Annotated in this window: 24 protein-coding genes; 7 read left to right on the top strand and 17 right to left on the bottom strand. The window is 59.5% G+C overall.

Going from position 1 to position 22,186, the window contains the following annotated elements:
• Nucleotide 1: 1 nt before the first annotated feature.
• Nucleotides 2–646, bottom strand: coding sequence for a DUF4412 domain-containing protein (locus AC24GY_RS00245; protein ID WP_487679286.1), 645 nt, complete (start codon nucleotides 644–646; stop codon nucleotides 2–4).
• 98 nt (nucleotides 647–744) lie between these two features.
• Here AC24GY_RS00245 and AC24GY_RS00240 point away from each other — a divergent pair, with 98 nt between their 5' ends.
• Both AC24GY_RS00240 and AC24GY_RS00235 read left to right on the top strand, forming a co-directional pair.
• Nucleotides 745–2,043, top strand: a complete 1,299-nt coding sequence (locus tag AC24GY_RS00240; protein ID WP_487679284.1) for an ABC transporter permease — start codon at nucleotides 745–747, stop codon at nucleotides 2,041–2,043.
• A gap of 12 nt (nucleotides 2,044–2,055) precedes the next feature.
• Nucleotides 2,056–2,862, top strand: a complete 807-nt coding sequence (locus AC24GY_RS00235) for a rhomboid family intramembrane serine protease (protein WP_487679282.1) — start codon at nucleotides 2,056–2,058, stop codon at nucleotides 2,860–2,862.
• On the opposite strand, the gene AC24GY_RS00230 is transcribed toward AC24GY_RS00235, so the two are convergent.
• Nucleotides 2,859–3,491, bottom strand: coding sequence for a cyclase family protein (locus tag AC24GY_RS00230; RefSeq protein WP_422321056.1), 633 nt, complete (start codon nucleotides 3,489–3,491; stop codon nucleotides 2,859–2,861). The two genes, AC24GY_RS00235 and AC24GY_RS00230, sit on opposite strands and share 4 nt — an antisense overlap.
• A gap of 67 nt (nucleotides 3,492–3,558) precedes the next feature.
• Here AC24GY_RS00230 and AC24GY_RS00225 point away from each other — a divergent pair, with 67 nt between their 5' ends.
• Complete coding sequence (locus tag AC24GY_RS00225; RefSeq protein ID WP_487679280.1) at nucleotides 3,559–4,899, top strand: Gfo/Idh/MocA family protein; 1,341 nt, start codon at nucleotides 3,559–3,561, stop codon at nucleotides 4,897–4,899.
• A 42-nt stretch (nucleotides 4,900–4,941) separates the two neighbouring features.
• Here AC24GY_RS00225 and AC24GY_RS00220 read toward each other — a convergent pair whose 3' ends face one another.
• On the bottom strand, nucleotides 4,942–6,369 hold the full coding sequence (locus tag AC24GY_RS00220) for a DUF1501 domain-containing protein (protein ID WP_487679278.1): 1,428 nt from the start codon (nucleotides 6,367–6,369) through the stop codon (nucleotides 4,942–4,944).
• A 9-nt stretch (nucleotides 6,370–6,378) separates the two neighbouring features.
• Nucleotides 6,379–6,858 (bottom strand): hypothetical protein, encoded by a 480-nt coding sequence (locus tag AC24GY_RS00215; protein ID WP_487679276.1) that lies wholly within the window; start codon nucleotides 6,856–6,858, stop codon nucleotides 6,379–6,381.
• Nucleotides 6,859–6,873: 15 nt separating this feature from the next.
• Between AC24GY_RS00215 and AC24GY_RS00210 the strand changes: the two genes are divergently transcribed.
• Nucleotides 6,874–8,781, top strand: coding sequence for a sulfatase-like hydrolase/transferase (locus tag AC24GY_RS00210; RefSeq protein WP_487679274.1), 1,908 nt, complete (start codon nucleotides 6,874–6,876; stop codon nucleotides 8,779–8,781).
• A 17-nt stretch (nucleotides 8,782–8,798) separates the two neighbouring features.
• Here AC24GY_RS00210 and AC24GY_RS00205 read toward each other — a convergent pair whose 3' ends face one another.
• Nucleotides 8,799–9,197 (bottom strand): thioredoxin family protein, encoded by a 399-nt coding sequence (locus AC24GY_RS00205; RefSeq protein ID WP_487679272.1) that lies wholly within the window; start codon nucleotides 9,195–9,197, stop codon nucleotides 8,799–8,801.
• A 163-nt stretch (nucleotides 9,198–9,360) separates the two neighbouring features.
• On the opposite strand from AC24GY_RS00205, the gene tkt reads away from it, so the two are divergent.
• From tkt to AC24GY_RS00190, 3 genes are all read left to right on the top strand, one after another.
• Entirely contained in the window at nucleotides 9,361–11,337 is a 1,977-nt protein-coding gene (tkt, locus tag AC24GY_RS00200) for a transketolase (RefSeq protein WP_487679270.1), read from the top strand.
• A gap of 113 nt (nucleotides 11,338–11,450) precedes the next feature.
• A complete protein-coding gene (locus AC24GY_RS00195) occupies nucleotides 11,451–12,350 on the top strand; it encodes a helix-turn-helix transcriptional regulator (RefSeq protein ID WP_487679268.1) in 900 nt (299 codons plus the stop codon).
• A gap of 54 nt (nucleotides 12,351–12,404) precedes the next feature.
• Complete coding sequence (locus AC24GY_RS00190) at nucleotides 12,405–13,652, top strand: MFS transporter (protein ID WP_487679266.1); 1,248 nt, start codon at nucleotides 12,405–12,407, stop codon at nucleotides 13,650–13,652.
• A gap of 32 nt (nucleotides 13,653–13,684) precedes the next feature.
• On the opposite strand, the gene AC24GY_RS00185 is transcribed toward AC24GY_RS00190, so the two are convergent.
• The 12 genes from AC24GY_RS00185 to AC24GY_RS00130 are packed head-to-tail and all read right to left on the bottom strand — an operon-like array spanning nucleotide 13,685 to nucleotide 22,059.
• A complete protein-coding gene (locus AC24GY_RS00185; RefSeq protein WP_487679264.1) occupies nucleotides 13,685–13,975 on the bottom strand; it encodes a helix-turn-helix domain-containing protein in 291 nt (96 codons plus the stop codon).
• Nucleotides 13,972–14,103: a hypothetical protein gene (locus AC24GY_RS00180; protein WP_487679262.1), complete on the bottom strand. Its 132-nt coding sequence runs from the start codon at nucleotides 14,101–14,103 to the stop codon at nucleotides 13,972–13,974. Before AC24GY_RS00180 ends, AC24GY_RS00185 begins: the two co-directional genes overlap by 4 nt.
• Nucleotides 14,049–14,282 (bottom strand): hypothetical protein, encoded by a 234-nt coding sequence (locus AC24GY_RS00175; protein WP_487680158.1) that lies wholly within the window; start codon nucleotides 14,280–14,282, stop codon nucleotides 14,049–14,051. The genes AC24GY_RS00180 and AC24GY_RS00175 overlap by 55 nt, the downstream gene beginning before the upstream one ends.
• Before the next feature lie 50 nt (nucleotides 14,283–14,332).
• On the bottom strand, nucleotides 14,333–15,079 hold the full coding sequence (locus AC24GY_RS00170; protein ID WP_487679260.1) for a hypothetical protein: 747 nt from the start codon (nucleotides 15,077–15,079) through the stop codon (nucleotides 14,333–14,335).
• On the bottom strand, nucleotides 15,076–16,113 hold the full coding sequence (locus AC24GY_RS00165; RefSeq protein ID WP_487679258.1) for an SAM-dependent methyltransferase: 1,038 nt from the start codon (nucleotides 16,111–16,113) through the stop codon (nucleotides 15,076–15,078). Before AC24GY_RS00165 ends, AC24GY_RS00170 begins: the two co-directional genes overlap by 4 nt.
• A gap of 40 nt (nucleotides 16,114–16,153) precedes the next feature.
• Entirely contained in the window at nucleotides 16,154–16,945 is a 792-nt protein-coding gene (locus tag AC24GY_RS00160) for a DUF1295 domain-containing protein (RefSeq protein WP_487679256.1), read from the bottom strand.
• Nucleotides 16,935–17,435 carry a DUF2062 domain-containing protein gene (locus AC24GY_RS00155; protein WP_487679254.1) on the bottom strand — a complete coding sequence of 167 codons (501 nt, stop codon included), beginning with the start codon at nucleotides 17,433–17,435 and terminating at the stop codon, nucleotides 16,935–16,937. Before AC24GY_RS00155 ends, AC24GY_RS00160 begins: the two co-directional genes overlap by 11 nt.
• Nucleotides 17,432–17,764 (bottom strand): DUF1475 family protein, encoded by a 333-nt coding sequence (locus tag AC24GY_RS00150; RefSeq protein WP_487679252.1) that lies wholly within the window; start codon nucleotides 17,762–17,764, stop codon nucleotides 17,432–17,434. Before AC24GY_RS00150 ends, AC24GY_RS00155 begins: the two co-directional genes overlap by 4 nt.
• Before the next feature lie 5 nt (nucleotides 17,765–17,769).
• Complete coding sequence (locus AC24GY_RS00145; RefSeq protein WP_487679250.1) at nucleotides 17,770–19,050, bottom strand: class I SAM-dependent methyltransferase; 1,281 nt, start codon at nucleotides 19,048–19,050, stop codon at nucleotides 17,770–17,772.
• Nucleotides 19,047–19,847: a DUF1365 domain-containing protein gene (locus AC24GY_RS00140; RefSeq protein ID WP_487679248.1), complete on the bottom strand. Its 801-nt coding sequence runs from the start codon at nucleotides 19,845–19,847 to the stop codon at nucleotides 19,047–19,049. The genes AC24GY_RS00145 and AC24GY_RS00140 overlap by 4 nt, the downstream gene beginning before the upstream one ends.
• Nucleotides 19,847–21,124: an NAD(P)/FAD-dependent oxidoreductase gene (locus AC24GY_RS00135; RefSeq protein ID WP_487679246.1), complete on the bottom strand. Its 1,278-nt coding sequence runs from the start codon at nucleotides 21,122–21,124 to the stop codon at nucleotides 19,847–19,849. The genes AC24GY_RS00140 and AC24GY_RS00135 overlap by 1 nt, the downstream gene beginning before the upstream one ends.
• Nucleotides 21,121–22,059, bottom strand: coding sequence for an acyl-CoA desaturase (locus AC24GY_RS00130; protein WP_487680142.1), 939 nt, complete (start codon nucleotides 22,057–22,059; stop codon nucleotides 21,121–21,123). Before AC24GY_RS00130 ends, AC24GY_RS00135 begins: the two co-directional genes overlap by 4 nt.
• Nucleotides 22,060–22,186 lie beyond the last annotated feature (127 nt).

Here is a 22,186-nt window from a genome sequence, read left to right as displayed (position 1 = left end):
CTCATTTCGGCGCTCCGGGCATTTTCATTTCGTTGTAGCCGGCAGGGGGCACAAACTCCTCTGCAGCCACCGTCTCTTCTTTGGCAGAGACCAAGTGTGAGACCACGCTCTTGCCCATCATCGTCATCTCAGATTTCACCACCATGCCGTCGAAATCCGAAGCCTGCGGTGAAATGCCGGACACCGCGCCGCCCATCACCTTGCCGAGCTTGTCGCTGATGGCGCTGATCTCAGCGTGTTTCGGGAAATCCTTGGCCACCCAGAAGCGGCCTTTGCCCAGCGTCCCTTCCCAGGTGTAAATCTCCGCGTCCCACTCGCCGACTTTCTCCTTCTGCCCCGTCGCCACGGGCTTGGCTGCCGGCTGCCCACCCGGGGCCTTTCCCGTCTTTTCCAAGGACGCCTTCAGCGTCGCCAGATCCATCTTCATCATCATTTTCTGTGCATGCATCAGCATGACCATGCCCTCAGCCCCCAGGATGGCGGACATCTTGTCTCCCATGTCCACCCTTGCCTGCTCTCCCTTGATCTTCGTGGTGACCACGGTCTCCTTGCCCTCCGCGTCAGTTTTCTGCACTAGCACCCAGTCGGCGCGGGCATGGGTGGCGGCCAGCAGCAGGACAATCAAAGAAAAAAAGCGCGTTTTCATAAGTGCCGCAGGTTACTCTGAAACGCAGCCCGGGGTCAATCATGAACGTCTCCGGCCTTGAACTGCATTGTTCCGCCCCTCATGATCGTTCTTTCCGCATGAGCCGTCTTCCTGCCTTCATCCGCCACCGCCTCGCCGGCTCCGGCATGCTCATCGCACTGCTGCTGCTGTGCGTCTTCTTCAGCATCGCCACCTGGACCCGGCAATACCCGCAGAATGCTGCCGCAGCCAAAGACGTCGTCTCCCAGATCAACCCGAACGCGAAAGTCCTTATCGTCGTGCGCCCGACCACCGCAGACGCCGTCTTCGCCAAAGCACTCCAGGCAGAGCTCGGCTCTCGCGCTGAAATCGTTGAGGGCGAACCCAAAGACGCACGCGCCGCGCTGCTGCGTGCTGCGGCATCGGGCGGCATCGATGTGATCGCCTGCAATCAGGCCACCGCATCCTGGCTCGTGTTCAGCGATCTCGCCGCCGACTTCCCCGCGCTCAAAAACGCCCGCGTGGTGCGACCACGGCCCCATGCCTGGCCCGTCTTCCTCAAGACCGACAACCTGCTCAACATCGCCAATCAGATCGCCGTCATCGCCATCCTCGCCATCGGCATGACATTGGTCATCATCACCGCCGGCATTGATCTGAGCGTCGGAAGCCTGATCGCCCTTTCCGCCGTCATCACCACGATCATCGTGCGTGATTTCTGCGGCGGTGTGCATGCCGGAGCCGCTGGCATGTTCGCCGCCGGGCTCGGTGGCATCGCTTTGTGCGGCGCATGTGGCCTGCTCTCCGGTGCCTTCATCACCCGCCTGCGCATGCCGCCCTTCATCGTCACGCTGGCGATGATGCTCGTGGGCAGCGGCCTGGCCTATCGACTCGCCGAAAATCAATCCGTCTATCAGGTGCCGGATTCCTTTGCCCGGCTGGGACGTGGCTCCGATCTCCTGGGCCTGCCCAACGCCGTGGTCCTCATGCTGCTGCTCTACGCCGCCGCTCACATCGTGATGACGCAGACCCGCCTCGGCAGAAACCTCTACGCCGTCGGTGGCAATGTGGAAGCCGCGCACCTTTCCGGCGTGCCCGTCCAGCGTGTCATCCTCATCGCCTACGTCCTGTGCGGACTGCTCGCCGGCCTCGGCGGTGTCGTCACCGCATCCCTGCTCAAAAGCGGTTCCCCCACCTACGGCCAGATGTATGAGCTCTACGTCATCGCCGCCGTCGTGGTGGGCGGCACCAGCCTCAGCGGTGGCAAAGGCACCATGCCCGGCACCCTGATCGGCGCCTTCATCATCGCCGTCATCCAAAACGGCATGAACCTCACCAACGTCGAAAGCAACACGCAGAAAATCGTCCTCGGCCTCGTCATCCTCTGCGCCGTTCTCGTCGATCGTGTGCGTAAGTAGAAATCAAAACTCATGTTCAACTCCTGGCTCCCTGAATCTCAAGATCGACTCCCGCTGACGTGGTGGAAAACGCACCCCGTCTATCTCGCCGCCATCATCGCACTCGCCGGAGCTGCGAGCATGATCATCACCGCGGTGCTCGGTTACGACTTGATGGGGCATTTTGTCTTCACCTACGACAGCGCCTTTCGTCAGCTCCATCTCTGGACGCCTCTGACGTACATCTTCGTCAATCCTCCCAGTCTCTGGACTCTCATCGGCTGCCTCCTGCTCTGGAATTTCGGCGAAGCGGTGGAGCGTCACCTGGGCCGTCGCGCCTTTGTCCGGCTGCTTTTGCTTCTGCTGCTGATCTCTCCGTTGGCCATCACCTTGATCAGCCTCTTCGGCAGTCGGGGCTTCGCCTGCATGGGGATGATGCAGCTTGAGTTTGGCGTCTTTATCGCCTTCGCCACCCTCTACCCCCACGCGAAGCTTAGCGTCATCATTCTCACCATCGATGCCTGGATCCTCGCCGCCGTCTTCGTGGGCCTTAATGCCCTCGGCAGCCTCGGAGCGCGCGACTGGTCCTCGCTCCTCCTCCTCGCCGCCAACGTCGGCACCGCCTACGCCTTCATCCGCTACGAAACAGGCGCGCTGAAGCTTCCCTCCCTGCCCAAACGTTCGCCGCCGCAGACCCGGAAGCCCGCGAAAAAAAGCAGCACTCCCACCGTCGATGACATCCTCGACAAGATCAGCCATCAAGGCATGCAAAGCCTCACCCCCGAGGAACGCCGCATCCTCGACCAGGCGAGCGATCAGATGAAGCGGCGCGCGGGTTAGCGCAGCACCACCCGGCACGGAGCGCCGTCGGCACCTTCCAGTTTGAGCGGCAGGCAGATCAGCTCGTAGTAGCCGGATTTGATCTCGGCCAGATTGAGGCCTTCGATCACCCAGATACCAGCACCGAGCATGATCTGATGTGTTTCCACACCGTCCTTGTTGAAGCCGCCGATGCTGAGGTAATCGACGCCCACGGTCACCACGCCTTGATCGACGAGGTACTGCGCGGCGTCCGCACGGATGGAGACGAAGTCCTTGTCGAACTCGTTCATCGCCCAGCTTCGCGTCGAATTGCGCGTCTTGAAGAGCACGCGCTGGCGCGGGGCTATTTTGAGCTTCTTCAGATCATCCACCGTGATCTGATCCTCACAGTCGAGAAGCTCAAAAACGCGGCAGCGGCCGATCACAGGCTCCAGCGGCATCTGCTCCATCGTCAATCCATCGGCGATGAAATGTCGCGGCGCATCCATGTGCGTTCCCGTGTGGGCGCTCATGCTGAGGTGTGTCAGATTACACACGGCGCCATCGTCCATGCTGACCACACGTTTGATGTGGCACTCGGGGTCACCGGGCCAGTGTATCATGCCGTCACGCAGGGGGACGGAGATGTCTTTCCAAGGTCGTTTCATAAGGACTAATACGAGCCTGACAGCGGTCTCTACGCAAGACCTTGTTTTTATTTTGCGTTTTCTAAAAATGTCCCAGCTTCCTCGTCGTCAGTTCATTAAATCCACCGCAGCCGCAGCCTTCGGCTTTCAAATCGTGCCTCGCCACGTCATTGGCGGTACCGGTTTTACTCCACCGAGTGAAAAAATTAATCTCGGCTGCATCGGCATCGGGGGGCAGGGCGGTGGGGACATCAGGGATCTGGATGATTCAGGCCTCGCCAACATCGTGGCGCTCTGTGACGTGGATCTCGACCACTCCGCCGGCACGATCAAAAAATACCCGAATGCCAAGCTCTACCGCGACTACCGCGAACTGATCGACAAGCAGAAGGACATCGACGCCGTGCTCGTGGCCACGCCGGACCACGTGCATGCACCCGCGAGCATCATGGCCATGCGTGCCGGGCGCCACGTCTATGTCGAGAAGCCGCTCGCCCACACCATCGCCGAAGCGCGCGCCATGCGCGATGTGGCCGCAGAGACCAAACGCGTCACCCAAATGGGCAACCAAGGCCACGCCAGCGAAGGCATCCGCCTGACCCGCGAGTGGATTCAAGCCGGTGCCATCGGCAAAGTCTCCGAGGTGCATGTGTGGTCCGACCGCCCCGGCAAATTCTGGGATTCCCAAGGCAAGGCCTACCCCACCGACACACCGCCCGTGCCCAAGAATCTCGACTGGGACCTTTGGCTCGGCCCGGCCAAGGCACGAGCCTACCATCCTGACTTCTGCCCGCGCAAATGGCGCGGCTGGTGGGACTTTGGCTGCGGTGCGCTGGGCGATATGGCCGTGCACAACGCCGATCCCGCCTTCTACGCGCTGGATCTCGATGCCCCCGACTGGGTCGAAGCCGAGAACGGCCCGAACAACAATCAGTCCTACCCGACCTGGAGCGTCATCACCTACCACTTCCCCGCCAAAGGCAACCGCCCTGCCGTGAAAATGGTCTGGTATGACGGCGGCAAGCTGCCACCCCGCCCGGAAGGTCTCGAAGAAACGCGCAACCTCGGCGACAACGGCATCTACTTCGTGGGAGACAAAGGCTGCATCCTCGCCGGTGGCTGGTCCGGCACCCCGCGCATCGTGCCTGAGACCAAGATGCAGCAGTTCGTCATCCCCGCGAAAACGATCCCCCGCTGCCTCAGCGGCCACCGCAAAGAATTCCTCGAAGCCTGCAAAACCGGCAACCCGCTGGATGCCAAATCCGGATTCTGGTATTCCGCCCCCTTCACCGAATCCCTCCTCGTCGGCCTCCTCGCCGTTCGCTTCGGCAAACGCGTCGAATGGGACACCAAGGCGATGAAATCCCCCAACACACCGGAAGCCGACGCCATCATCCACAAAGCCTATCGCGCCGGTTACGGCATCTGAAGTAGCACAACCGTCCCGGTTGTGTGAGCTTTGGAAAAGCGACTACGCCAGCATCTTCGTCACCAACTCCCCAGCCACTCCCGTCAGCCTCATATCCAGGCCCTGGAATCGCTGATTGAGCTTCGTGTGATCAAAGCCCAGCACGTGCAGCAGCGTGGCATGCAGGTCATGCACATGCACCGGGTCTTCAGTGACATTGAACCCAAACTCATCGCTCTGGCCAAGCGTGAGGCCGGGCTTCATGCCGCCGCCGGCAAACCACATGCTGAAGCAGTTCGGGTGATGATCGCGCCCATCATTGCCACCCTGCACCATCGGCGTGCGGCCAAACTCACCGCCCCAGATGACCAGCGTGTCCTCCAGCAATCCTCGCTGCTTCAAATCCCGCAGCAAAGCGGCGCAAGGCTGATCCGTGAGCCCGCACTGCGTCTTCAATCCATTCACCAAGCCACCATGATGATCCCACGCCTCATGGAATAGCTGCACAAAACGCACACCGCTTTCCACCAGCCGCCGCGCGAGCAGGCAGTTGTTGGCAAAGGACGCCTCGCCCGGCTTTGCGCCATACATGTCGAGGATGTGCTTGGGTTCCTTGCTGATGTCCATCAGCTCCGGCGCCGTCTGCTGCATGCGATAGGCCAGCTCGAAGCTGTTGATGCGGCTCGCGATCTCAGGATCACCCACCACTTTGAGCCGCTCTTCATTGAGCTGCTTCAGCACATCCAGCGTGTCCCGCTGTGTCGCGTCATTGACGCCCTCCGGATTGCTCAAAAACAAAACAGGCTCCCCGCTGCTGCGGAACGGCACGCCTTGATACACCGTGGGCAGGAAGCCGCAGCCGAAGTTGCTCATGCCGCCGCTGGGCCCTTTCTGCCCGCTCTGCATCACCACATATCCCGGCAGATCCTGATTCTCCGTGCCGAGGCCATACAGCGTCCACGCCCCAAAGCTCGGCCGCCCGAAAATCTGCGAGCCCGTGCTCATCAAAATCTGTCCCGGCGCATGATTGAAGGCGTCCGTTTTCATCGACCGCACAATCGTCAGATCATCCGCCATCTTCGCCGTGTGCGGCAGCAGCTCGCTCAGTTCCGCGCCGCTCTGACCATGCCGCGCAAACTTAAACTTCGGTCCCAGCAGCTTGCTGTTGGGATTGATGAACGCGGCGCGGTAGCCTTTCAGCAGATCCGGCGGCGGCAGCTTGCCGTCCCATTTGGAAAGCTCCGGCTTGTTGTCGAACAACTCCAGATGGCTCGGCGCACCACCCATGAAAAGATAGATCACCCGCTTCGCCTTCGCAGGATAATGCGGCTTCTTCAGCGCCAGCGGACTCACGGGAGCAGCCGCACTGGCCGTGCGCGACATCAGATCCATCGCCGCAATGCTCGCCAAGCCCACGCCGCAGTCTTTGAAAAACCAGCGGCGGGTGCGGTAGCGGGCGTATTCGGCCTGAAGTTCGTGGCGGAGAGTCATGGCAGGGAGTTAGTCGAGTTTGACGCGCAGCGATTCTCGAAAGCGATCATTGGAGTTTTTGACGAGCAGGACGATCACCGTGATCAGGCTGCCAAACAGGCCCAGAAAAAACCAGAGCCAGGCGTTCCGTCCGGTGTTCTGCGCCCAGAGCGCACAAAACACGCCAAACAAGAACAGCACCAAGCCAGTGGATTCCAGTTTTTTCACCTGGTGTTCAAGCTGGCTGACTCGGGTCTTCAACTGAGTGATTTCATGCACCGCAGCATATGGGTTGGACGCCAACGGTGACGCTGCCTGCCCCAGCGCCGGCTGAGAAATCAGGAGCACGGCGCAAAGCTGAAGAAGTCGATAGATGTTCATGAAACTCGAATGACGCATAGAAATCGCCCGCTGGCGATCATGTCTATCCGCACGGGTTGCGCAGCACAATCCCGGCGGCGGCTTTCTCCATGCACGCACATTGAAATGAAGGATCGCAGCACCCGCCATCGTTCCACCCGCCCCATGAAGCTCCTGAGCATCCTCCTTTCTGCCTTCGTCATTCTGCATTCGTCATTTGCCGCGGAGCGGCCCAACATCCTCTGGCTCACCAGCGAGGACCACGGCCCGCACATGGGCTGCTATGGCGACACCTATGCCGACACCCCAAATGTGGATGCCTTGGCCGCGAAGGGTATGCTCTTCAAGCACGCGTGGTCCTGCGCTCCAGTCTGTGCTGCAGCACGCACCACCATCATCGCGGGCATGTACTCCCCATCCACCGGCGGCGAGCACATGCGCAGCATGGCAGCCATGCCCAAAGGCACAAAGATGTATCCGCAGTTCCTGCGCGAAGCCGGCTACTACTGCACCAACAACAGCAAGGAGGACTACAACCTGCAAAAGCCCGAAGGCGTGTGGGACGAATCCAATGGCAAAGCGCATTGGAGAAACCGCAAAGATGGCCAGCCCTTCTTCGCCATCTTCAACGAGCAGTGCAGCCACGAAAGCCAGCTCCGCAAACGCCCTCACGTCGCCATTCATGATCCCGCCAAAGTCCGCGTCCCCGCCTACCATCCCGACACGCCCGAAGTGCGCCAGGACTGGGCGCAGTATTATGATCAAGTCACTCTCGCCGATGCCTCCGCAGGCAGGCGTTTAAAAGAACTCGAAGCCGCCGGTCTCGCTGCCGATACCATTGTCTTCTATTACGCCGACCACGGCAGCGGCATGCCCCGCAACAAGCGCTGGCCCTGCAACTCCGGCCTGCAGGTGCCCATGGTCGTCTATTTCCCGCCAAACTGGAAACACCTCGCCCCCAAGGAATACGGCGCCGGAGTGAAGTCAGACCGCCTCGTCAGCTTTGTCGATCTCGCACCCACACTGCTCAGCCTCATCGGCGTGCAGCCTCCGGAATGGATGCAGGGCCACGCCTTTGCCGGCAAGTTCCAGACCGAGCCTCAGCCCTTCGTCTACGGCTTTCGTGGCCGCATGGACGAGCGCTACGACTGCGTCCGCAGCGTCACGGATGGCCGCTTCGTTTATCTCCGCAACTACATGCCCCACCTCTCCCAGGGCCAGCATGTGAACTACCAGTTTGAAACACCCAGCACCCGCGTGTGGCGGCAGCTATATGATGCAGGCAAGCTCACCCCCGAGCAGTCCATCTTCTGGAAGGTGCCGAAAGACCCCGAAGAACTCTACGACCTGCAAAGCGATCCCGATGAAGTCCACAACCTCGCCGCCCAGCCCGAGCACGCAGCGACACTCGCCAAGATGCGCACCGCGCAGGAAAACCTCGCCCTGAAAATCCGCGACGCCGGCATGGTCGCAGAAGGTGAGATGCACCACCGCGCCGAAGGCACCACACCCTACGACATGGCGCATGATGACTCCCTGTATCCCCTCGCCCGCATCCTCAAAGCCGCGGGCACAGCCTCCTCTCTGAAGCCAGACGCCATCGCAGATCTCAAGGCCGGATTTGCCGACAAAGACAGCGCCATCCGCTACTGGTCCGCCATGGGCATCCTCATGCGCGGCGGCGATGGCGTGAACGCAGCGCACGATGAAATCTCCCAGGCCGCCAAGGACACCTCCACCTACGTGCAGGTCGTCGCCAGTTGGTCCTTGGCCAAATACGGCAGCGATGCCGAGCGCGCCGCCGCACTGCCTGCCCTTGTGAGCCTCGCCAACAGGAGCCAGCACGATGTCTTCACCTCCCTGAGCGCCCTCAATGCCATCAGCGATCTTGGCGACAAAGCCGCCCCCATCGCCGCCCAGCTCAAAGAACTCCCCGCCAAAGGCGAATCCCCCGATCCCCGCTTTAACGGCTACGTCGCGCGTCTGCTCGCGGATCTAAACGGCACCAAGCCCGCCGCTGATGATGCCGGTGAGCCCCCTGCAAAGAAAGCGAAGAAGAACAAGAAAAAGTAGGCCCTGTTCAGAGCAACTCACAGACCCAGCAGCTGCCGCATCTGCGCCTTCGGAATGCCCCCAATTTGACGCCCGATTTCGCGCCCTGATTTGAAAGCGATGAAGGTGGGAATGGGCCCCACTCCATGATCACGCGCCAGCGTAGGGTCTTCGTCGACATTGATGCGAATCACCACCGCCTTGCCCTTCAGTTCCTGCGCCAGTTCCTCCACCATCGGACCCACAACTTTGCAGGGGCCGCACCAGTCAGCGTAAAATTCCACCAGGACAGGCAGCTTCGAAAGGCGCACAGCGCTGATGGAAGTGGTGGACCCAGTCCCCCCGCCCGAAACCGGACGCAGCATGTCGAATGCGATCCAGCCGATATACAGCAGGACGGCTCCGGCGAGCCAGAAAGGGAGGTTGCCTTTGTTCACGCGGTACCATCCGGGGCAAATTTCATTCTGGCAAGGGGCGATGATGACCGATTCCCCCCAGTTTTCGACCTTGAAACCGACCCCTGCGCCAGTAAGGAAGGCGTCCCGCGCTTGGCCGCATCTGGCGCTGTTTCTGACCCTCATTGACCCTGAACCTCTCTACATGAATAAAACCCTCCTCGCTCAAGCCGCCAACGAAGCCCGTGGTCTCGCCATGGATGCCGTGCACAAGTGCTCCTCCGGCCACCTCGGCCTGCCCCTCGGTTGCGCCGAAATCGGTGCCGTCCTCTTCGGCGAAACCCTCCAGTGCGATCCCGCTGATCCCAAATGGCTGAACCGCGACCGCTTCATCCTCAGCGCCGGCCACGGCTCCATGTTCATCTACTCCTGGCTGCACCTCAGCGGCTATGACCTTTCCATTGATGAAGTCTCCAAGTTCCGCGTTCTGGGCAGCCACACCCCCGGCCATCCGGAGTCCTTTGAGACCGTCGGCGTCGAGTGTACCACCGGCCCTCTCGGCCAGGGCATCGGCAATGCAGTGGGCTTTGCACTCAGCGGCAAAATGGCGGCGGCGAAGTACAACACCGCCGACCACAAGATCATCGACAACCACATCATCGTCCTCGCGGGTGACGGCTGCCTCCAGGAAGGCGTGGCCCGTGAAGCCGTGGCCTTCGCCGGTCACAACCGCCTCGACAACCTCATCCTCATCTATGATTCCAACGATGTGACTCTCGATGCGATGGCCAAGGTCACGCAGGACGAGGACACCTTGGCGATTTACTCCGCCTTGGGCTGGGACGCAGTGGTCATCGAGGGCAACGACCTCGACGCCATTTCCACCGCCATCGAAAACGCCAAGAAGGGCGACAACGGCAAGCCCAAGATCATCATCGCCCGGACGCTCATCGGCAAAGGCATCCCTGAAGTCGCCGGCACTGCCAAGGCCCACGGCGAAGGCGGCGCAAAGTTCGTCGATGCCGCCAAGAAAGGCCTCGGCCTGCCAGAAGGCAAGCATTTCTACGTCAGCGACGAGGTGAAGGCCTACTTCGCCGATCTGAAGAACAAGCGCGCCGCGATCCACGGTGAATGGAACAAAGTCTTCCTCGCCTGGGGTGCAGCGAATCCAGGGCTCGCGAAAGAGCTCGACGCCGCACGTCATGGCTCGCTGAAGGCCGAAGACCTGCTCAAGCTCGTCCCTGAGTATCCGGCAGAAGGCAAGGCCGCCACGCGCAACAGCGGCGGCGAGATCTTCAATCACATCGCCAAAGCGGTGCCTCACATCATCACCGGCAGCGCCGACCTCTTCGGCTCCACCAAGAACTACCTCACGGGCATGGGCGACTTCAGCCCTGCAAACCCAACCGGTCGCAACATCTGGTTCGGTATCCGCGAGCACGCCATGGGCGCCATCTGCAACGGCATCGCCTATGACGGTCTATTCCTCCCCAGCGGTGCGACCTTCCTCGTCTTCGCCGACTACTGCCGCCCGAGCATCCGCCTTGCCGCGCTTTCCCGCCTGCCCGTCACCTACATCTTCACCCACGACTCCGTCGGTGTCGGTGAAGACGGCCCGACCCACCAACCCGTGGAAACCGTCAGCGGTCTGCGCGTGATCCCGAATCTCGACGTCATCCGCCCCGGCGATGCCGAAGAAACCGCAGGTGCCTTTGCCGCCGCCTTCAGCCGCACCGATGGCCCCACGCTCCTCGCTCTCAGCCGTCAGGATCTGCCGCATCAGGGCATCGCCAGCGCAGCCGCCCGCCGTGAAGGCACGCTCAAAGGCGGCTACATCCTCGTGAAGGAAACCGCCCCCCTCGAAGCCATCGTCATCGCCACCGGCTCTGAAGTCCAGTGGGCCGTCGAAGGCGCCAAGGGCAAGCCCGGCGTCCGCGTCGTCAGCCTGCCATGCTTTGAGCGTTTTGACCGCCAGGACGCCGCCTACCGCGAATCCGTCCTTCCGGCCGCCTGCACCAAGCGCATCGCCATCGAAGCCGGCGTCACCGGCCTCTGGTGGAAATACGTCGGCACCCAGGGCCAGATCATCGGTATCGACCGCTTCGGCCTCAGCGCCCCGGGCAACACCGTCTTCAAGCAGCTCGGCATCACCGCCGAAGCCGTCGCCAAGGCGCTCGCATGATCTGACCCACACGATCTAGTCTGAAAACTCACGAAGAGAGGCTGGCAACAGCCTCTCTTTTTTGTCTCCGCACAGTCTCCCGTTCATCGGCCAGCGTAACAAAAATTCCCCGCATGAACCGCCGCAACATCCCCTCTCTGCAGATGAGCGTGTACGGTCAGGACCGGCTGCGCTCAGAGGGCTTTGTGGTCATGCCGCTGGAATTTTCCATGAGGCAGGAGCCCCAGCGGCTGATCCCGCATTTCCATGATTTCTTCCAGATCTTCCTGATCACCGGCGCAGGCAGGCTCATGCACGATTTCCGAGATCACGACGTCACCGGCGTGACCCTGTTTTTCCTCAGCCCCGGGCAGGTGCACACCATCCGCCCCGCAGCGCAGACGCAGGGCACGGTGGCCTCCTTCACACAGGAGTTCTTTGATCATCACGCACCGCCGCCCAGCATGCTCTTTGATCTGCCCTTCTTCTTCAGCTCGGGCGTCACGCCATGGCTGACAGTGAGCGCGAAGGAAGCCGCACGCATCACCGCGCTGTTTGCCGAACTGCAGCAGGAATACGACTCCGCTCAATCCGGCGTGCAGGAAGTATTGCGCGCCACACTGCGCATCCTCTTCATCCAGGCCGGTCGCCTCTATGCGCAGAAGCATTCGGTCAAGGAGTCCTCGCGTGCCGCGCTCCTGACCCGCCAGTTCCATCTGTCACTGGAGCATCACTTCCGGGAATGGCAGACTCTGGCGCCGTATGCCAAAGAGCTGGGCATCACCGTCAATCATCTGAACGACGTCATTCATCAGGAGACCGGTCATGCCGCCGGGGAGCTCATCCGCCAGCGCCGCCTCCTGGATGCCAAGCGCCTGCTGCTCCACTCGGACCTCAGCGTCTCTGAAATCGGCTACCAGACGGGCTTCCAGGACCCCTCCTATTTCACCCGTTTTTTCCGCCGTCATGCCGGACAGACACCCGGCGAGTTCCGCGACACAATCCGAGAAAAATACCAGCCAGAGGCCGCCTAGCACCAGCCTGCCAGATTGTGCCCACCAGCCTTCAGGCGAAAGGTCGCGGTCCTTATGAATGACACGATGATCGAGGACCAACCACCTCACGCGATCACTCCCACCGCAGCGCCGGACACAAAAGAAACCGTCTTTGCGCTGCTCTTCGCCATCAGCTTTTCCCACATGCTGAATGACACCATCCAGGCCCTGCTGCCAGCGATCTATCCGGTGCTCAAGGAAACGTACGGACTGAGCTTTGCACAGCTCGGATACATCACGCTGACCTTCCAAGTCACCGCCTCCCTGCTGCAACCGCTCGTGGGTTACATCACGGACAAGCGGCCGCTGCCCTACTCGCTGCCGGTCGGCATGGGTCTGACTTTGATCGGCCTATTGGCCCTCTCCAGAGCCCACAGCTACCCGGCCATCCTCATCGCCTCCGGGCTGGTGGGTTCCGGCTCCGCCATCTTCCATCCCGAGGCATCGCGCATCGCTCACATGGCGGCGGGCAGGCGACGTGGTCTGGCGCAGTCCCTGTTTCAGGTGGGTGGAAATGCAGGCTCTTCCATCGGCCCCCTGCTGGCGGCGTGGTTCATCGTGCCCCATGGTCAGGCTGCCCTGTCATGGTTCTCCATCATCGCGATGCTGGGCGTCTTCGTGCTGTGGCAGATCGGCCTCTGGCAGGCGCGCAATCTCCACCGCATTCAGCGCAAATCAGCGCGCTCAGCCACCGCTCAAGCCCGCCCGACATCCGGCAGGATTGCCTTTGCCATGGCCATCCTCGTCATGCTGATCTTCTCCAAGTACGTGTACCTGGTCAGCCTGAGCAACTACTACACCTTCTACCTGATGGAGCGCTTCCATGTCTCGGTGCAGACCTCGCAGTACTATCTGTTCCTCTTCCTCTTTGCCGTGGCCGTCGGCACCATCGTGGGTGGCCCCGTGGGAGATCACATTGGCCGCAAGCGCGTCATCTGGTTTTCCATTCTGGGTGCCGCACCCTTCTCACTGTGGCTGCCGCATGCAGGCCTGTGGCTGACGGCTGTGCTGACAGTCATCATCGGCTTGATCCTCGCCTCCGCCTTCTCAGCCATCCTGGTGTATGCTCAGGAACTCATGCCCGGAAAAGTCGGCATGATCGCGGGCCTGTTCTTTGGCCTCGCCTTTGGCATCGCTGGTATTGGCGCTGCCGTGCTGGGAAAACTGGCGGACCATCAGGGCATCAACTTCGTCTTCCACTTCTGTGCCTTCCTGCCCCTGCTGGGCCTGCTGACCATGTTCCTTCCTGACGTGGAAGGAGAAGGCCGCGCTAAGAACTGACCGCTGGCGAGTGATCTCTCTACTATCAACACTTACGCCACCGTCTTTAGGAGCAGTTTGGGATGTCGATCAGCCACTTTGAGCAGCACCTTGGCAGGCCCCGTGGGCTTTCGGCGGCCTTGCTCCCAGTTCTGCAGGGTTCTTTCGCTGATACCCAGCAGCCGGGCAAAGGCTGGCTGGGTAACCCCCAGCTTTGCCCGGACTTTGGCTACGTCGGAAGGCGTGTCGAAGGTGAAACTTCGAGATGGCTTCTCCTTGCCTGCGCGGATGGCCTTCATTTCGCTAACACTCTGGAGGAGTTCCTGGAAAAGGGCTTCTTTCATGGACGGTCGATGAGTTGTTTAAGACGTTTAAGCTGGTCTGGTGTGAGGTTGTCTTGTTCGTTTTTGGCGTAGATCAAAACCATCGAGATGAGATCCTCTGAGTTCCACCAGTAATAAATAATGCGCACGCCACCACGCTTGCCACGCCCAGGCGCGCTCCAGCGAACTTTTCGAAAACCACCGGACCACGGATGAGATCACCATCATCGGGATGGCTGATGAGATGCTGTTGGAGCTTGGCATAGTCATCATCGGTGAGCAATTGCGTGACACGACGGGTGAAGATGGATGTTTCTTCGAAAACCACTTCTCAGACTACGCCATTGGCGGACATCGTCAACGACTCAATCCAGCCCGCTACAATTCCTTCAGCGTCTTCCTCCCACGCTCCTTCGTCCCCGGATCATCCTGATCACGGTTCGTCATCGCGAGCCCTTTTTCGATGAACTGCTTCGCTTCCGTTTTGCGTCCCATGAGTGCGTAGGTGCGCCCAAGTTCGACGTAGTGGATGAGGCGGTTCGGATTGAGCGCGATGGCCTTTTGAAAACACTTCACCGCCTCGTCATATGACGCACTTGGCAAGGCCCCATACACGATCATGGCCACGGCACGGGTCATGCCGCCGATCTGCGCCAGTTCCTGATTCCAGCGCCCAAGCAGATGCCAGGCAAAGTCGTCTTTGGGATTGAGCTTCGCCGCAGTCTCTGCCTCCGCCTTGATCTTGTGTGACGCTTCGATGCTTTCCTTGTTGCCCAGCAGCGGTGAGAGTTTGCCAAGACAGATGGCGACCGCGAGATGTGGATCAGACTCCTTGGGAGCCAGCTTCACCGCACGTTCAGAATAGGCAAGTGCGGTGCGCCCCGACTTCAATTGATCTGCTTTGCCCGAGAGATCTGCCATTCGGTAAACATACTGCCGCGCGATTTTCACCAGCAGCGACGCATCCTTGGGATTCAGCTTTTCAGCCGGCAGGTAGTACTGCAGCGCCGCCTCCGCTTTGAACTGGGCATCATACGCATCGCCCTGTTTCACGAGTTCCGTGAAGTCTCCGAATGCATGCCCCGCCATCAGCATGGCCGCAGCGATTGTCAGTGTCGTTTTCATGGTTTGATAAACCGGTAGTGTGAAACGATCCATTCCTCACCGCCGCGGTATCCCCACAGCTCGGCGCAGGCGAGGAAAAACAACCTCCACCAGACCCACCACTTGGTCACCTGGTCTTTGCCGTAGGTCTCGGCAAACAGCGGCAGGATCTCCGCCTTGTGCGCGCCCATGTTCGCCAGCCAGGCCTCGCTCGTCTTGGAATAATGCTGACCACTCACGCACCAGTGATCTTCGATTTTTAAATCATCCTGGAAGTAGAGCAGCAGGTCATCGCTGGGCATCTGCCCGCCGGTGAAGAAGTATTTCGCCATCCAGTCGTCCTCGCTGCGCACCTCGTAGTGGTAGGCGTATTCGCGGTGGGTGAAGATGTGCACGAAGAGCTTGCCTCGCGGCTTCAGCCAGGTGGAGACTCGGCGCAGCAGCTCCTGGTAGTTCTTCATGTGCTCGAACATCTCCACCGAGACGCAGCGGTCGAAGATTCCTTCACCAACGCCTTCGAAGTGAATCATGTTGGCGGTGATGATCGTCAGATTTTTCAAGCCTCGCTTCACCGCCTCTGCATCAATGAACAGCTTCTGCGTGCGCGAATTGGAAACACTGGTGATCTGCGCATTCGGATAATGCTCCGCCATCCACAGTGACAGCGAACCCCAGCCGCAGCCCAGTTCGAGAATGCGCTGTCCATCCTGCAACTCCGCACGCTCGCAGGTCAGCTGCAGCATCGCTGCTTCGGATTCATCAAAGGTGGTTTTCTCATCCGGCCAGTAACCCGAGCTGTACTTCAAGTGTTTGCCAAGCACGAGCTGATAGAACCGCGTGGGCACCTCATAGTGCTGCTCGTTGGCCTCATCCGTCGCGATGGCCACGGGCATCTGCTTGAGATCCTGCACATAGCGCATCAGGGCGGCGCGCTGGGCTTCGGCGGTGGGCTGCTTGTTCTCCTTCAGCGTCTCGGCCAGCCGCTGGCGGATGCCGATCCGGATCATGCTGTCCGGGAGAATGTTCTTGGCGAGGATGGCGTTGATGGTGCTCATGCGGTTTGGGGAGTTGTGCGACCTTGGAAACAGACTGGATTCAACTTTTCGGCGGCCACGGCACAAAGGCGCTCGTGGTGCGCTGATACTCGCGGTAGGCGTCGCCCTTGCTCTTCACGGCGCATTCCTCCGTGAGCGGGATGCCGGTGACACGCAGCAGAAAATACAGGATCAATGCCGGGGCATACACGGTGACCCAGCCCCACGGTGAACCGCAGGCAAACAGCCAGAACCCCCACCACACGATGGACTCAAAGAAGTAGTTCGGATGCCTCGAGTAGCGCCAGAGCCCAACCTGACACACCTTGCCTTTGCTCGCAGGATCAGCTTTGAACCTCTTCATCTGAGCATCGCTCAAAGCCTCGCCACTCAGACCGATCAGCCACACAATGGCCCCTGCCATTTCGATGAGGTTCAACTCCGGAGCGGGATTCAAACACGCCAGCAGCACAGGCACCGCCAGCAGCACGATCAGCAAAGCCTGCGCCTGAAAGAAAAAGAAAAAGTTCTTCGCCAGTCCGTCCTTCCATTTCTCACGCAGCACAGCGTAGCGCACATCCTCATGAGGATGATGCCCTTTGACTCGGATTAAGAGATACGTCCCAAGCCTCACACTCCACAAGACCCCCATCGTCACCGCAATGATTTTGCGCTCCGTAAATCCTCCCCCCAGCCACGCATAAAGTGGGGCAATCACAGCGAGCGCATAAGACCATGTTACATCGACAAAGCTGAAGTTGTTCAGCTTCAAGCTCAGCAGCCAGGTTAGCGCAAACAGCAGGAATGCCACCACCGTGCCTATGCCCATCAGGAACCAGAAATCATGCATCATGTTTTGCGAAGTTGAGGTGTTTGGCGAGTTTCTCGACGAGGGGTTTGCTGACAAAAAAGACCACGCCAATGAGCAGCGGTGCGAGCAGCAGCCAGACGACCACACCGTAGAGTCCGATCATGCCGAATTCAGCCATGAACTGACCCGGGCTGGCAAAGAAGCGCTCCATCATCATCGGAATGGAAAGCGGCACATGCTCGGCACCGAAGAGTGACTCACCCGCGCGCATGAAGAGGAGGATGCTTGCCAGATGCAGCGGATACGTCAGCTCACGAAACACCTGCAGCACCGGCTGGTTCAGCTTCAAAACAACGCCCACCCCCAGTGCCAGCACAGTTGTCGTTCCCAGCAGCGGAAAGACGCCCGTCGTGACACCAAAGGCAATGGCCTGCGCGATTTTGGCAGGTGTCGTCCCTTGCGCCAGCTGCGCAACGACCGGCTTCACCACCCAGCGGCGCCACAAAGATTCTCGCTGGATGGGTTCAGTCATGCTTTTCGAAGCAGGATGTCCTCCATGCGCGCATTCGATGGCACACGGAAAAGTAGGATGAGCATGTACACCGCCATCGCTATGTTGCCGAGCAGCAGAATGCCCAGCAGCCAGCCAATGCAGCCGAACCACGAGCGCTCCTTGTAAGCGACCCAGCAGTAAAAAGTGAGAAAGGCCCAATAGGTGTCAAACAGCGTAGCGATGAACCATGGATGCCCTCCCACCGAACCCGGGATGGCCCACAGTGCACACTGCTGCGAAGCCCAGCTCGTGACGCCAAGCATGGACACCAGCACTACGACAAAGAAGATTCGAAGAAACCAGATCATGATGTTCAGAAAGTGCGATGCAGTGCCCCGTTATTCGGACGTGTGTACACCGCCTGCACGACACTGATGTTCCTCGAAGCAAAAGCAGCCTCGCAGTATTGCAGGTAGAAGTTCCATTTGCGGACAAAGCGGTCGTCGAAGCCGAGCGCCTTCACGTCGGCGAGTTTGGCATTGAAGCGCTCAAACCACACCCGCAGTGTCTTGGCATACGATGCGCCGAGATCTTCCAAACCGTGCATGAAGAGCTCGCTGGTGCGGTTGATGGCTTCGTTGACGCGTCCCACGCTGAGCAGCAGCGATCCCGGGAAGATGTGCTTCTGAATCCAGTCCACCCCCTTGCGCAGATCCTTGTGCTGACAGTCCGCCACCGTGATCATCTGGAAGGCCAGCAGCCCCTCAGGCTTCAGCACTTCAGCGCACTTGGCGAAGTAGGTTTCCAGATACTTGTCACCCACAGCCTCCAGCATTTCGATGGATGCAATCTTGTCGAACTGACCGGTGATGTGTCGATAATCCTGCAGGCGAATTTCCACCTGATCGGCCAGCCCCTCACGCGCCACACGCTCGGTGGCATACTTGAGCTGCTCCTGCGAAATGGTCACAGCAGTGATGCGGCACCCATGATGCTTTGCCGCATGGCATGAGAATCCTCCCCAGCCGCAGCCAATTTCCAGCACATGGTCTCCCGGCTTGAGCTGCAGTTTCTGACACAGCGCCTCATATTTGGAATACTGCGCATCCGCCAGCAGCTGCCCAGGATGCTCGAAACGCGCGGCCGAGTAGGTCATCGTCTCGTCAAGCCACAGCGAGTAGAACTCATTCCCCAGGTCATAGTGCTCGGCGATGTTGCGCCGGCTGGTGCTCACACTGTTGGGCCGCAGCAGATGTTGCACGCGATTGACAAAGTTCAGCAGGTTCACAAACGCCACCTTCCCGGAGGAACTTCGCGATCCCTGGGTCTTGGAGAGATTCAAAATGAACCACTCGATCACCGCCGCGATGTCGTCAGTCTCCCAGTCACCATCGACATAGGCCTCGCCAAAACCCACATTGCCGAACAAGGCGCAGCGCTTGAAAAAATCGCGGCTGCGGATGCGCATCTCGGCCGTGACCGGGGCGCCATGCTCCCCCAGTACATGTGCACGACCATCGGGGTGCACCATTCGAAGCCCCCCGTGAACGAAGGGTTTGAGCGACAGCATGAAAAGCCGCTCATAAAATCCAGGCTGCGCCGTCGCAGGTGTGGAGACGGAGATGTCGGTGTCGCAGGTGATGGTGTCGTTCATGGTTTGTAGGGGGCGATGGATTCGTGGGGACGCAGAACTCCGAGCTGCAGCCCGGCATCGGCTGATTTGCGGTGCCAGGGAATGCGCTTCAGCCACAGCCGCAGCGCATGCCAGTGGATGAGAAAAATGACGCGCAGCGTGAGCAGCGGATACTTCACCGCACAGAGAAGCAGCGCGGCATCCGTCAGCGGTCGTTGCCTGCCGGTCAGCGAGGTGAGCAGCATATGATCATCCTCTTTCCGGTCGTCGATGTGAATCTCCAGCCTTTCACCCGGCACCTGCAGCTTGAAGTCAAAGCTCAGATCCAGCGCAAAGAACGGCGACACATAGAAATGCTTGGGCGTTATGAGGCGGAAGCGCTGCGCACGGTCACACTCCTTCAAAAGGTAAGGCTTCTGCTCATGGAAAGTGTTCGTCACCTCCGCCACCGCACACACCGGTTCTCCGGCGGCATCAAAGGCATAATAAAAACAGACAGGGTTGAAGATGTACCCCAGCACCCGTGGAAAAGTGAGCAGACGAATGCTGGCGATACGCGCAGTATCCACCTCGTTCTCCGCCAGATACTTCAGGATGTTCGCCTTCACATCCCCTGCACCGAGATCAAGATGATCCCGGTCATAAAAGGAAAACAGGTTGAAGCGATTCCGGCTGAACCAGCGCAGCTTCGAAGCAAGTTGATCGATGGCATCAAGATCCAGCCAAAGGTAAAAGACGTTGTAGTTGAACCGATGCACCTTCGGCTGCAGCCGGTGGTGCATCACCGCACATTCATAGATGGCGGATTCGGTTGGCATCACCACGGCTCCTTTCCAAGAAGGTCACGGCACAATGCCACCGCCGAGCCAAAAGCATCCTCATGGAAACCATGACGAAAGTAACTGCCGCAGAAATACGTGCTCTGTTCTGGTGAAAGCCTGTTCAGGTCAGGCAGTCTCTTCTGCGCATCAATCGCCGCCAGATCGAAGAGCGGATGCTCGTAATTGATCCGCTTCAGCACCTTGTCCGGGGCGATTTCATCCGCCGCATTGATCGCGACAAAATAGTTCGTCTTGTCTGAAACGCCCTGCAGGCTGTTCATCCAGTAGTGCGTGCTCGGATCGATGCCGCCACCTGCCGTCGGCTTGATGCGGTAGTTCCACGAGGCCCAGCACTTCTTCGACTTGGGCATGAAGCTTTCATCCGTGTGCAGCGTGGCAATGTTGGGCTGATATTTGAAACACCCCAGCAGCTCGCTTTCGAGATCCGTCGGCTTCGCCAGCATGCGCAGCGATTGATCCGCATGACTCGCGAAGATGACCTTGTCGAAGACCTCAGCGCCGCCATTACGAGGAAACACCTTCACACCATTCTCACCCCGCTCCACACTCACGACAGGCACACCCAGCCGGATACGATCCTTGAATGGCGCAGTCAGTTTCTTCACATACGAACGCGCCCCGTCCGTCACCGTCCGCCACGGATGCTGCGTATTCAGTCCGAGGAATCCGTGATTGTGCCAGAAGTGGATCAGCGTGAGCGCAGGAAATTCCAGCATCAGCTCCGGCGGTGTGGACCACACCGCAGACCCCATTGGGATGATGTAGAGATTGAGGAAGTCACTGCCGTAACCTCGCACCTCCACGTATTCTCGCAGCGTCATGCGGGCAAAGCGCGCCTCATTCAGCGCCGCCACGGCCTCGGCATTGAAGCGATTGATCTGAAGAATGAATTTCCAAAATCGTGGACTGATCAGATTGCGACGTTGCCCAAACAAATGATTCAGCGACGTGCCATTGTACTCGATGCCGCTTTGCAGATGCGACACGCTGAAGGACATCGAGGTCGGCTTCGTCGCCACGTCGAGCTCTTTAAACAGGCGGCTCAGTAGCGGATATGTCACGTAGTTGAACACCATGAATCCCGTGTCCACCGGCAGCTCGCGCCCCGCTTCGTTCACCGTCACCGTATTGGTGTGCCCACCCGCGTAGTCGTTCTGCTCAAAGATTGTCAGATCAAAATGCGGATGCAGAAAGTGTGCGCAGCCCAGACCCGCGACACCCGTTCCGATGATGGCAAGACGCGGCCGTTTCATACGCCAGGATTTTGGGCTGATTGTTTGAGCTGTGCCGCTTCACGATACACGCTGGGCGGCACTCCCTTGAGATCCCAGATCAGCCCCGTCCACGAAAGCATCTTGAGAAGGTAGTAGGACACATCAATCTCCCACCAGAAGAATCCCTGTCGCGCAGCACCGGCATAGCGGTGATGATTGTTATGCCATCCCTCTCCCAGCGTCAGCAGCGCCAGCAGAAGGCTGTTGCGGCTGTCGTCATCGGTCTTGAACCGCTTGGAGCCAAACACATGGGCCAGCGAATTGATGAAAAACGTCGCATGCAGCAGGATCACCGTGCTGATGAAAAATCCCCACACAAACATCTGCGCACCGTTGGTCCCAAGTCCGGGTGCGTAGCGTTCCATCAGCCATCCCGTGAACCAGAGGAACGCCCCATAAAGAACCGGCACGATCTGATCATGCCGGTTGAGAAACACCAGTTCGGGAAACTGCTCCAGATCTCGAATGCGGCTGTAGTCCGTGGGGAAGTTCTTGGGGCTGGTCAGCCAGCCGATGTGAGACCAGATAAAGCCGCGCACACGTGGTGAATGCGCATCCGGCACTTCATCCGAATGCTGATGATGGTGGCGGTGCACCGAGGCCCACCACAAAGCCCCGCGCTGGCAGGAGGTGTTGCCCAGCACCGCGAACAAGAACTGCATCCCGCGTGAGGTGCGGTAGCTCCGGTGTGAAAAATAGCGGTGGTAAAAAGCCGTGATGGCAAACATGCGCACCGCATAGAGCAGCAGCGCCGCCACCAGCGCCGCCCAGCTGAATCCCACCCACAGCACGCTCAGACACCCCAGATGCAGAACAATGAACGGCAGGCAGCGCCGCCAGTCGATCCCGTCGGTCAGCTTGTCGTCCCCCTCCCAGCCCGGCGGGCGGTAGTCGGAATCAAACCACTGCCTCATCATCACGGCAATCTGCCAGAGGAGGTTCCGTTTTTGGGGTTTGTTCGCAGGGCTTTCACTTTTCACGCCTCCTATTGCGTCTGCCCCTTTCTTCTGGATTCAAAAAAATGGCAAATATCGGTGATCG

The organism is Prosthecobacter sp. Pr1, from assembly GCF_057652315.1.
The sequence above is the reverse complement of the archived record's forward strand: the minus strand, read 5'-3'. Positions and strand labels throughout refer to the sequence as shown.